The sequence below is a fragment of the Paenibacillus sp. FSL R7-0128 genome (genome assembly GCF_038002245.1).
Classification (GTDB): Bacteria; Bacillota; Bacilli; order Paenibacillales; family Paenibacillaceae; genus Paenibacillus_AQ; species Paenibacillus_AQ silagei.
This window is the reverse complement of the sequence record NZ_JBBOCD010000001.1, coordinates 5,922,592-5,934,850: the sequence shown is the minus strand read 5'-3', so window position 1 is coordinate 5,934,850 and position 12,259 is coordinate 5,922,592. Positions and strand designations below refer to the sequence as shown.

General features: G+C 54.8%; 9 protein-coding genes. 1 reads left to right on the top strand and 8 read right to left on the bottom strand.

The window, feature by feature from the left end; genetic code table 11:
* Window positions 1-16: 16 nt before the first annotated feature.
* A complete protein-coding gene (locus NST26_RS24985; protein WP_340980050.1) occupies window positions 17-3,790 on the top strand; it encodes an Ig-like domain-containing protein in 3,774 nt (1,257 codons plus the stop codon).
* Window positions 3,791-3,926: 136 nt separating this feature from the next.
* Here NST26_RS24985 and NST26_RS24980 read toward each other — a convergent pair whose 3' ends face one another.
* The 8 genes from NST26_RS24980 to NST26_RS24945 all read right to left on the bottom strand — a co-directional run bounded on the left by NST26_RS24980 (window position 3,927) and on the right by NST26_RS24945 (window position 12,180).
* On the bottom strand, window positions 3,927-5,810 hold the full coding sequence (locus NST26_RS24980; protein WP_340980049.1) for an ABC transporter permease: 1,884 nt from the start codon (window positions 5,808-5,810) through the stop codon (window positions 3,927-3,929).
* Window positions 5,782-6,549, bottom strand: a complete 768-nt coding sequence (locus NST26_RS24975; RefSeq protein ID WP_036732423.1) for an ABC transporter ATP-binding protein — start codon at window positions 6,547-6,549, stop codon at window positions 5,782-5,784. Before NST26_RS24975 ends, NST26_RS24980 begins: the two co-directional genes overlap by 29 nt.
* A 118-nt stretch (window positions 6,550-6,667) precedes the next feature.
* Window positions 6,668-7,666: a sensor histidine kinase gene (locus NST26_RS24970; protein ID WP_340980047.1), complete on the bottom strand. Its 999-nt coding sequence runs from the start codon at window positions 7,664-7,666 to the stop codon at window positions 6,668-6,670.
* Window positions 7,663-8,367: a response regulator transcription factor gene (locus NST26_RS24965; RefSeq protein WP_036732418.1), complete on the bottom strand. Its 705-nt coding sequence runs from the start codon at window positions 8,365-8,367 to the stop codon at window positions 7,663-7,665. Before NST26_RS24965 ends, NST26_RS24970 begins: the two co-directional genes overlap by 4 nt.
* A gap of 170 nt (window positions 8,368-8,537) precedes the next feature.
* Window positions 8,538-9,503 carry an MBL fold metallo-hydrolase gene (locus tag NST26_RS24960; protein WP_339250441.1) on the bottom strand — a complete coding sequence of 322 codons (966 nt, stop codon included), beginning with the start codon at window positions 9,501-9,503 and terminating at the stop codon, window positions 8,538-8,540.
* An 89-nt stretch (window positions 9,504-9,592) separates the two neighbouring features.
* On the bottom strand, window positions 9,593-10,168 hold the full coding sequence (locus NST26_RS24955; protein ID WP_340980046.1) for a DUF6609 family protein: 576 nt from the start codon (window positions 10,166-10,168) through the stop codon (window positions 9,593-9,595).
* Between the two features lie 306 nt (window positions 10,169-10,474).
* The gene (locus NST26_RS24950; RefSeq protein WP_340980044.1) at window positions 10,475-11,614 is read right to left on the bottom strand and encodes a glycoside hydrolase family 88 protein; all 1,140 of its coding nucleotides are present in this window, start codon (window positions 11,612-11,614) and stop codon (window positions 10,475-10,477) included.
* A gap of 104 nt (window positions 11,615-11,718) precedes the next feature.
* Entirely contained in the window at window positions 11,719-12,180 is a 462-nt protein-coding gene (locus NST26_RS24945; RefSeq protein WP_340980043.1) for a hypothetical protein, read from the bottom strand.
* Window positions 12,181-12,259: the final 79 nt, after the last annotated feature.

Here is a 12,259-nt window from a genome sequence, read left to right as displayed (position 1 = left end):
AGGAAGAGGAGCCTTGGTGAAAAAACGTTTGCTTGCGGCACTTGCGGCCAGTCTGCTGTTCACGCTCAATCCCTCTACTCCGTTTGCGTCCCCTGTACATGCGGAGGAGGTGTTGTCCGGGACCGCATTTTATGTGGCTAATAATGGAAGCGATTCCAATGCCGGGACGCTGAATGCCCCATTTCTGACGCTTGAGAAAGCACGCGATACCATCCGGACGCTCAAAGCGGAGGAGGGACTGCCGGAAGGCGGCGTTACGGTGTATCTGCGTGAAGGCAGGTATGAACGGACGTCCAGCTTCGAGCTGCGGGAGCAGGATTCGGGCGAAGCCGGCAAGCTGGTCACGTATACGGCCTATCCGGGGGAGTCGGTTACGCTGTCAGGCTCCCGCCAGCTGGCCAAATCGGCATTCGTTCCGGTCACGGATCCGGCCATTCTCGGCCGGATCATCAGCCCGGAGGCGAGAACGAAGGTGCTGGCCGCAGATCTGGGAGCACTGGGCATCACCGATTACGGCCAGCTCAGCCGCCACGGCTATTATCTGGCCAATGATCTCAGCGAGGTGCCGCCGATGGAGCTGTATGTGGCCGGGCAGGGCATGACCCTGGCCCGCTGGCCCAATGAGAGCACTGTCCAGATGGATGAAATCCTTGATCCCGGTCCGACCCGGAAGGACCCGAACGGGGAAGTGCATACGCGCGGGGGCACCTTCACCTATACGTATGACCGGCCCCAGTACTGGACGCAGGCAGACGATATCTGGCTGGACGGGATTTTCGGCTACAGCTGGGAATGGTCGTACAATAAGATTGCTTCCATCGATACGGCCGCTAAGAGCATCACCCTCCGCTACGGGGAGATGAGCGGCATCTTCAAGAACTGGTACCCTGACTTCCACTTCGCGCAGAATCTGCTGGAGGAAATCGATATGCCCGGCGAATATTATATCGACCGCCCGGCCGGCAAGCTGTATTTCCTGCCGAACGCCGAGTTCGCTGCCGCGAATCCCGATATTGAAATCACAATGCTGAAGAGTCCGATGATTAACGCACTGAATGCTTCGTACATCGACTTCTCCGAGCTTATTCTGGAGAACGGCCGTGATTCGGCAGCTGTATTCATGGGCGGCAGTCATATGCGTATCCTGAACAGCGAGATCCGTAACTTCACCAACAGCGGGGTGCTGGTCAATACGCAGAGCCGGTTCTACTACAACAATTTTGAAGGGGCGCCGGGTACGGACCATGCCATTATCAGCAGCCATATCCATCATATCGGCGGCACTGCCGTCACGCTGGCAGGAGGGAACAAGACAACGCTTGCGCCCGGGAACAATGTGGTGGAGAACTCGCATATCCACGATTTTGCCTACTATCACAAAGCCTATAATCCCGGGGTGCTGCTGTCCGGCGTCGGCAACCGCATGTCGAACAATGAGCTGCATGACGCGCCCCATCCCGGCGTGCTGATCTTCGGCAATGACCATACCGTGGAGTATAACGAGATCTATGACGTATGCACCACCTTCTCAGATCTCGGCGCGATCTATATGAATGCGGGGGAGCAGCCCCATGAGCGTGGGACGGTCATCCGGCGCAATTATTTCCATAACATCGGCGAGAGCAAAGCCGGAGTAGAAGGGGTATACCCTGACAACTTCACGATGGGACTGACCATTGACGAGAATATTTTCTACAAGATGGGCAATTCGGCCATTAAAAATAACGGCGGATCCCATATCCTGACCCGCAACAATATCTTCATCGACAGCAAGATTCCTTATGATTATGCGGATATGTTCCTGGGCGACGAGCCGGATGATCAGGTGCCGCTCAACTACATGCCGAAGTGGCAGGCGCTGTTCGCGGCGAACAATAATTTCACCGGCACCCCTTATATGACCAAGTATCCCGAGCTGGCGGATTTCTTCACGGAGAACCGGTATTATCCCGACACCAATACGTTCCAGGGGAATGTCGTCTACAACCCGTCGGTTCCACGCAGCGTAACGACCAATGTGTACGGGGCCTACGACAAGTTCGGACTGGTCCAGTATGCGAATAACTGGGTGACTGCCGCAGATCCCGGCTTCACCGACCTGGCGGGAGGCGATCTGTCGCTGCGGCCGGATGCGGATGTCTTTGGTGCCATTTCCGGCTTCCCTGACATTCCGTTTAACGATATCGGCGTTGACGGCAAGGCGGGAACGACAACCAGTCCGGACAGCTATCCCGTGCAGGGAGTTGCCGTCTATGACAATGAAATAACCGTGGACCGCTGGAAAACGGTGAAGCTGCGCACGGCGGTGCTTCCGTGGAATGCGGATCACCCCGCCCTGACCTTCACTTCGGCTGATCCCGCCATCGCGGCAGTGGACGGCGCAGGTAATGTTACCGGCCAGTCGGTAGGCAGCACGGTCATTACGGTAGCCTCGGCAGAGAATCCGCTGCTGACCGCCACGGTCACGGTTCATGTGGAGGCCGGCGACGGCGTGATGGATTTCACGGATTTCGAATCCGGTGCGAACGGCTGGCAGCAGGATGCCAACCGCAGCATTGAGAAGATTGGCACGAACCGCTGGTACAAGGTACTGAACGGGGCCTCATCGCTCAGTGCCAAGACCTTCTCCGACTATGAGCTGAGCTTCAGGCTGAAGACGCCGGAGGTGATGGGGAATAATGCGACCCTGTATATCTTCGACCGTCAGGCCGGCAGCGGCTCCAGCCGGGTCGGCTACAAGACCCGGGCGGACGGCAGCTCTGCGTGGCTGCTGTACAATTCGGCCTGGACGGTGCTGAAGGAAGTCAAGCTGCCGGGGCATGACCTGCAGCCGGATACGGAATACAGTGTCAAAATGCTTGTGAAGGGCGGCGATATCAGCGTCTATCTGGACGGAGCCTTCCGCTTGAAGGGCACTGATCCGGGACACAATGCAGAGGGCAAAGTCGGCTTCTACGTCAGCAATGTCAGCCAGATGCACTTCGATGACATTCAGTTCAAGGCTCTGACGACTACGCTGGCCGGGATTATTCCGGCGGAGAGCGCGGTGCGTCTGGCAGCAGGGGAGCAGCGGCCGTTGCAGGTGGCCTTCGATCCTGCAGATACGCCGGACACAGGCGTGACTTGGCAGTCGGCCAACCCGGCGGTCGCTACGGTGGACAATACGGGCGTTGTGCATGCCGTATACGAGGGGCAGACGGTCATCTCGGCGGTGTCTACGGTGAATCCGCTCATCAAGGCGGATATTACCGTCACCGTCTCTAATATTATGCATGAGACGGACTTCGAGAACGGGGGCAACGGCTGGCCGGTGGACCCTAACCGCAGCATCGCCGCTGATCCGGACGGCAACCGCCGCTATAAGCTGCTGAACGGCGCGTCAGGCCTGCTGGACCGCAGCTTCACGGATTATCAGCTGGAGTTCAAGCTGAAGACGCCGTCCGTGATGCCGGATAACGGCATCCTGTACATCTTCGACCGCCAGGACAGCTCCGGCTCCACCCGGATCGGCTACCGGACCCGGGCAGACGGATCTTCCTCCTGGATCCTGTACGATACAGCGTGGCAGAAGCTTACCGAGAGTGTACTGCCGGGGCATGACCTGTTGCCGGATACGGAATATGATGTGAAGGTAACGGTGAGAGGCGGAGATATCGCCGTATCTGTGAATGGTTCGCCAAGGCTCTCCGGCAGCGATCCGAACCACCGCCCGTCCGGCAAGGTCGGCTTCTATACCAGCGGCTTCGCTTATATGCTGTTCGACGATATCACCTTCTCGGTCCTGCCGTAACGGAGGGCGGGCGCTGCTTGCGCAGAATCCGAACGGGTGCAGTTAGGATAGACCACGGGTCCAGCTGGAATAGACCATGGATACGGCAAGAAGCCGCTCCCTTACGGGGCGGCTTCTTTGCCTTGCGCTACCGGTCTTATCCGGCCAGCGCGGACCGGATCTGCTTCGTGTAGAACAGGCGGACAATGAAGAAGTAGATCACCTGAATGAAGAAGAACAGGCCCAGCACAAGCAGGGACTCCCTGAATATGGAGTACTGGAACATATGCGACAACGCTGTAAGGGCAACGGCTCCATGGATAAGGGCGACCACGATCGGCGCGAAGAAGAGCAGGCTGAGCTGGCGGTTCAATATCCGGCGAAGCTCTTTGTCACTCAGCCCCAGCTTGGAGATGGCCCTGAACTTCTGTTTGTCCTCATCCAGATCGCTGTACAGCCGGAAATAGAGAAAGCTGCCGGCAGAGACAAAAAATACGATCCCGACAAAAAAACCGATGAACATCACGGGGCCAAAGCCGTCATTCGTCTTGGAGGTTAAATACTCGAGTGCATAGAAAGTATACTGCTCATCATAGGGAAGCTCATTCGTCAGCTTTGCTCCTGCCTTCTCTGCACCCGGCTGTCCAACCGCTCCGTGCCATGCATAATACCGGCTCACTTTGAGCGGCTGTCCAAGCTTGCCGATCCATTCATCGGGGACGACGTAATAACCGCTGACTCCCCGCACCGCCCAAGATACGATAGCCTGGTCCGCCTCGATGACGATTCCTGACTGCAGCTCGACTGGCTGGTTGAGCATTTCTTCTCCCTCGCGGGACAGGCCGAAATCTACAACGGCTGCTTTCCCTGCGGTAAGCCGGATGGGATTTAGCCCCAGCAGTTCGGCTACATGGTTATATTCGGATTGCTTCACCAGAACCAGTGTCCGGCTGCCATCCGTAGCCTTATAATCGTTAAGCTTCAGACTCATTTTTTCGGCAGCAATCCCGGCTCTGCCAAGGCTCTCGTCAATCAGCTGTATATGGGCCTGTGCCTTGCTGTCTCCATCCAAGGACTGATAGGTGAACAGATAGGGATTCTCCTGCGTCAGCGCTCCGTTGATCATCGACTGGAAGCCGTATAAAGCTCCTATCGCGCTGAAGGACACAGTAGAGATGATCGCAACCAGGAAAAAGGAACGCGCGTTGTCCTTCATCCGGTAGGCCAGATCAGAGAGCAGCAGCATATTGGTTCTGCGCCAGAATAGCTGCTCACGCGCCTTCAGCTTACGGATCAGGTACACACTGAGCTGTGTGAACAGCAGATAGGTTCCGATTGACACCATAATGACCACCGGCGCGAGCAGCAGCACCACACTCAGACCGCTCGCCCGAAGAGACAGGAAGTAGCTGATTCCCAGCAGTGTTACCACCAGCAACGACAGCAGAAGCGAGGCCTTCGGCTCCGGCTTGGGCTGACGGTTGGAATGGATGAGCGTAATCAGCTTGCCGCTGCGCAGCACCGTAGAGATGAACAGGGAGATCAGGACGAACAGCAGCAGGAAGGAGATCAGCGTCAGTACTATCGCCTTGAAGGGGAAATAGAATTGCAGCGGCTCATTCAGCGCAAGCACATTCTCCCCGGCAAGCAGAATCCCCTTGGCAAAAATAACGCCGAGTCCGATGCCGCTGAGCGTGGCGCCTGACCCGACGATCATATTCTCCAGAAAGATCATCCGCCGGAGCTGCCGGACCGTCATGCCATGCATCATCATCAGCCCGAATTCCCGTTTCCGCGATTGCAGAAATGCACTCATGGAATAGAGCACGAAGAAGAAGGAGAACACATAGATCACCCATTTGGAGACCGAGAGCGCAAGAGCCGCACTGGATTGAATATTGTCCCCGCTCAGCACCGGATGGTAGGCAAAGATGGAAAAGGTAAAGAAGACCATCACGGTAAACATGCTGCTGAGAAAATAGGCGGTGTATAGCCTCATGTTCCGGGTGACATTACGGAATGCGAACTGGCGGAATGTCATGGCTATATCCCCCTAACAGCGAAAGTGTGTCGATGATTTTCTGGAAAAAGCTCTGGCGGTTATCCCCGCAGTGAATCTCCGTATAGAATCTGCCATCCTTAATGAAGACGACCCGGTGACAATAGCTGGCGGCTACAGCATCATGGGTAACAAGCATCATCGTCGCGGACTGCTCACGGTTGAGCGTTTCCAGCAGATCCATCACATCCCTGGCGGCTTTGGAATCGAGATTGCCGGTAGGCTCATCCGCCAGCAGCAGCTTCGGCGAATGAATCATGGCTCTGGCAATTGCTGTCCGCTGGGCCTGTCCGCCGGAGATCTCATAGGTGCGTTTTTTCATAATGGCGCTGATCCCCAGCTTACCGGCAATCTCCCGGGCCTTATGCTTCATTTCACTGACCCGGGTTCCATCCAGTGTCAGCGGAAGCACGATATTCTCCTCCACAGTCAGGGTGTTCAGCAGGTTGAAATCCTGAAACACAAACCCCAGCTCCCGGCGGCGGAATACCGCCAGCTCATTTTTGTCCAGCTTGCCCGTATCCTTGTTATCAATCCTAATGCTTCCGGTAGTCGGAACGTCCACTGTGGCAATCAGATTCAGCAGAGTGGTTTTTCCGCTGCCCGAGGGTCCCATTATCCCCACGAATTCTCCGGCTGCAATGGTTAAATCAATGTCGGTCAATGCCCGGTAGGCGACGTTTCCTTCATAGATTTTACTGACCTTTTTTACCTCCAGCATATGGCTGTACTCCCCCTCTATGTGTGCAACACACTTGTTCTGTAACCAATATACCGGAGACGGCAGCAGCTCAGCCATCGATTTAGATTTCACTTTTATTACATGCCTGTAAGCTAAGCTAAGGATTCGCCGTCAAAATAATCCGCACCACCGTTCCCTCGCAGGCCGCCGATTCCAGCTCAAGCCGGTGTCCGAGACGGTCTGCGGACTCCTTCGTCAGATACAGCCCCATTCCGGTAGACTCCCGCAGTCCGCGCCCGTTGTCGCCGGTGAAGAAAGGGTCGAATACTCGTTTGAGATCAGACGCCTGAATCCCGATTCCCCGGTCCTTGACCTCAATGACCGCATCCGTTCCTCTGAGATAACAGTCTACAGTGATTTTCCGGCCGTTCTCCGTGTTAGCCGCCGCTGAATATTTGATGGCATTGTTCATAATCTGCGACAGCATGAAGAACAGCCATTTCTCATCCGTCTGGGCGGTAATGTCCGGAGCGGAGGCGCGGACCTCGGGGTAGATATGGCTGCGGATGAACAGGCGTCTGTGATCATGGACAACCTCGTTCACCAGCTTCGGCAGGACGACAGGCTTGATGTGGAAATCCTTCTCAAAAGCCCGCAGCCTGGCCATATACAGCACGGTATGCAGTCCGCTGCGCATACGCTCCAGCTCCTCGCGGATGCTGGCAAACTCCGGCTCGTCCATATTCTGCACGGTCAGCTCTATGACCGACAACGGCGTCTTCATCTGATGGACCCATTGGTCGATGAAAGTCAGATGCTGCTCCTGCTGCTGCTTCACCGCCGTCAGCTGCTGCTGATAGTAGCTGTACTGGGTGTGCAGCAGCTGCTCCAGCGCTGTGGATACAGGGTGGTTCTCCAGCTTCTGAAAGGATTCGTCCAGTGTCTCCAGAGGTCTGCTGAGGCGGAGATAATAACGGCGCCTGCTGATATACTGGTAGATTAAGTAGCAGCTGAGGAAGAAGAAGCCTATGAAGACCGCATAGAGCGCGGTCGGCAGATCGCGGTAGCCGTCCAGCCAGTAAATGGACAGCATAGCACCGAATTGCACGATCTGCACAGCCAATAACAACGCATGCTCACGGAGAAACAGCCTCATGACTCCCCCTCTGACCAGCTGTTGTTCAGCCGGTATCCCGAACCCCTGACGGTAAGCACGGCATCCTCCATCCCCAGCTCCTGGAATTTCTTGCGCACCCGTGCGATATTCACATTCAGCGTATTCTCATCCACAAAAGCCTGCGGGTCCCATAGCTTCTCCAGCAGCGCTTCCCGGCTGGCAACCCTCGGGTAACGCTCCATCAGACTCTCGATGAGATCCGATTCCTTGCGGGTAAGGGGCACGACCGCCTGCCCGTACTGCAGTTCAAGCCTTTCAGGATACAGCATCAGCCCTTCCTTCTCCAGCACCAGCTCCTCGCGCTTAGCCGCATATTCCCCGTAGGCCCGGCGGAGATGGCTGTGGATCTTGGCGAGCACAATTCCGGAATGGAACGGCTTGGTGATATAATCATCCCCGCCGTTCTCAAGCGCCATGATCTGGTCCATCTCACCGTCGCGCGCCGAGATGAACAGCACAGGACAGGTGGAGACCCTGCGGATCTGCCGGCACCAGTAATACCCGTCATAGCTGGGCAGATTCACATCCAGCAGAACCAGCTCCGGTCTCATCTCCTCGAATTCCTGCAGCACCAGGCGAAAGTCCCTGACCCTTACGGCCTCATAGCCATATTTCTCAATAGCCGAGTGCAGCAGATCTGCAATCTTCGGATCATCTTCCACAATCATGATTCTGGACATCTTCACGGCTCTCCTTGTCTTGTTCAGTTAAGTACATATATAGGGGAAGCAGATACACTCTGTTTTGTATTCAAGAAGGGACAGCCTGCATAGAGAAAAGCAAGAAAAGAAGAGATATGCTCTCTTTTCTTGCCTCGTCTGGTTATAAGATGTACATCGAATACTCTCTGTTACTCCCCTGATGCAGTAATCAGGTCATACAGCTTATTCAAATTTGTCTTGAAATAGGTTGTGAAGTACCAAGCCCGGTATTCTTCGGGTATTTCAATCTCTTCAATACTCTGCTGATTCTGAACGGCTTCGGTCACGATGGCGATCATTCTGCTTATGTATCCCTTCACCTCATGAAGCTGTTGCAGGGAGCAGACCTCACCATGCCCCGGTATAATCGTCTCCACATCCAACCGCTCAATCTGCTCCAGAATATGCAGCCACTCCTGAGGGTTGGCATTGGCCAGAACCGGATGGTGGTTTGAGAGCACGAGGTCCCCGATGATGACAATTTTATCTTCCGGGAGGTACACAATGGCATCACTTTGTGTGTGTCCTCCGCCATATGTAATGAGCTGCGCGCTGCGGTTGCTGCCGTGAATGGTCATTTGCCGGTCAAAAGTTATCGTCGGCACCGTATGCACCAGCTGCGGCAGCATATTCACAAATTCACGGTCCGTTGCATTCTCCCAGGCCATTTCCTGCTGCAGCTTAGTATCCGTCTCCTGCTCGCATTGCAATTCAGCTTCTCCGATCGCCTCTAGCATCTTCTCTCTGTTGTTCTGGTACTGGGCTACCCGGTCTCTGGCAAATGTATTCATCGTCTCATGTGTGCCCAATGTTGCAATCAGCTGAGCGTCAGGCACAAACACCTGATTGCCAGTGGTATGATCGCTATGCCAGTGTGTGTTGATTACATAGGATACAGGGTTCCCTGTGAGATGCTCAGCAGCAGCCTTCAAATCCTGAGCCGCCTCCAGCGTAGCGTATGTATCCACCACCAGAGTGAGTCCCCCCAGATCAATAATGGCTGCGTTTGCGAGTGAGCCTGTGCCTGGAACCGCAACCGCTGCAACGGTGCTATCTGCAACATATTGCAGACGGAAATGCCTGGAGCCTTGAAATGATTCAATCCTGTTCAGCATAGTAATCTCTCCCTTCCAACATGGGAATATACTATACGCTACAAGAGTCCGCTAGACAATATTTTTCTGGATTTTCATTTGATTTCCGTTTAATTGGTGATATTCGCAGAGCTTACGAACGGTTCAGCAGCAGCCGGGCGGCCAGACAAGAGAAGTAGAGTCCCCCAGAGCACTTTGACAGCAAGATCCGCATAGACCAAGGCGTGAAAAGACAGCTCCGGCCAGACCATACCGGCCACAGCGTTAGTGCTTAGCAGAACAGCCAGCAGAAACATGGAACGTCCATGCACCCAGGCCATCGGAATGAAATGGAGACCTATTGCCAAAAAAGCCCCCAGCCAGACCATCCGATAATTGCCGTCTCCGAAGTGAGGACCGCCTACCAGCACCATAATCACGAACATTAGAATGATAGAGTAGAGCGTCATTTTGCCCTGAAAGGCGGTTTGTGGTCCGTAGGACAGCTTGCGGCTGACCGCTTTACCGGTCAAGATCCAGAAAAACCCGGCCATATACCCGAGTGAAAATACCGGCATGGAGATCAGCTGCGCTCCCCCCGCAAGTAGCCCCGCAAACAGGATGGCGGCCACCCAGATCAGCCACAATCCGCACACTCTTTTATTCAGATAGCTTCTGCCCCGTACTTGTCTTCCGTCTTCCTTCATTGTCTTCTTCCCCTATGGACATATTTATTGGGTTTTATCAGTATTGACTCCTGAGTAAGCAGTTTAACCCGCACTCTTACTCCTGTGCTTAAGATTAACAGTAATGGAATAATAATAAAATACAAATCATGAAAATAATGATAAATTGTCAAAGAATTGAATTCAAGTAAATGGGGCTTCTCACGTTATGATCAGCGGATGCTAAGGTTATATTAGAACTGCGCATCTAATAAAACAGACAGCTGAAATAGTTCAGCTGTCTGTTATCTTTTTAAATCATCCCGTTGGATATGATTTGTCAATTCACTATTCCCCCCGCTCATACCAATACCCCGGTACACCACGCGCAAGACGCAGCAGCGCCTCCAGGAAGAAGTAATCACCCCAGATCATGAAGTCATCCGGGGAGGCGTTGCCTCTGACGGAATAGGAGCCGTGCCGCAGAAATCCCTCTTCTAATGGGTGGCCTGCGGTGAAGTAGTGATTGATCAGCGAGTCCATGGATTTGTTCACGGCGTCCCTGAAATAGTCCCGGTCCGGATCATTCTCCGGCAGATGCTCCAGCAGCTCCAAGAGACCGCATGCCGTGATGGCGGAAGCGGAGCTGTCGCGCGGGGTGCCTTCCTCCTGCGGGGCATCGAAATCCCAATAGGCGACATGATCGGCGGGGAGATGCTCCACGAAGTAGCGGGCCATTCTTTTGGAGGTTTCAAGATAATGCGGATCTTGGAAGCTGCGGTAAGCGAGAGCGAAGCCGTAGACGCCCCAAGCCTGGCCCCGTGTCCAGGTGGAGCCGTCCTGATACCCCTGCGCCGTCCCCCCGCGAAGGGCATCCCCCGTCTGCTGGTCGAAATAAAAGGTATGGTAAGAAGAGTCGTCGCCCCTCACCAGGAAGCGGCGGCTTGTCTCGGCGTGAATACGGGCAGCCCTGGCATAGCTCGGGTCGCCGGTCTGTTCGCTGGCCCAGCAGAGGAGCGGAAGATTCATCAGGCAGTCGATGATGATTCGCCCGCCGTTGTCTTCATCGCCCTCGGGTCCCCAAGCCTGAAACAGCTGCGGACCAGGGCGCCAGCGCTTCATCAGCTGGTCCGCTGCCTGAAGAGCGAGCAGACGCGAGGCTTCATCCTTGTCTGCAATCCAGCGGGCCTTGGCCGAGAGCGAGTACAGGAAGCCGATATCGTGGTGATCCAGCGCCTGCCCGTCCAGCATACGCTGGCGGAAGGAATCTGTCGCCTGGATGGCGGCGGCATGAATCTCCGGGTCCTGGCTGTATTCATAGCTTAGCCACAGAATGCCGGACCAGAAGCCCTCCGTCCAGTTGGTGTGGTCTGTCAGATGGTATTTGCCGTTCCCCATACTTACGATCGGAAAGCTCTTCCCAAATCGCTTCACATTAAGCCGCGTAGTCGTAAGCGTCTGCTCAATCGCCTGCTCCCAGTTCATCATACCCGCCATAACCTCCATCATATCGCTATAGTGTGCTTAACCATATTATAAGCCGGTTAAGCTGTAGGTTTGTTGCGCAAAACTATAGTTATATTGCGGATCTGCTATGAATGGAGCTGCTTGTATACGCTCCAACTGTTGGCTAAATGACCGGTGGCGAACAGACAGGCCGGAACAACGAATAACCAGGACTGGAGCCATACGCCAAGCAGCAGGAAGTAGAGGGCCGGGAAGACGGCCATCGGAACGGGGATGCCCAGCCAGGGCTTGAACAGCACCGCAAAAGCTCTCCCGCTCCGGTAATAGCGCACCCAGCAGCCATAGTACACCAGCATGCAGAGTGCCATCAGTATGGCGGATACTCCCAGGGGCTCAGCAGCAATCATTCGGCCGAAAAGAATGGGCATCATGAAGCAGGTGATCTGGCCTGCCCGCTCCAGGAGCGTGAAGACCAGCGGGACGGAGTCCAGGGAGCCGGGAACACTCCGGGGCGGGAAGAATATGAATAGTAGATTCGGCAGTAATACGAGTAAAGAGATGATAAAACCTTGAACATGCAGTCCCATCGCAGAAATCCGCCTTCCTGAGCATTGATAGTGGCCGTACCTGACAAATACATAGCATAACTCTATAATTGCATTATAT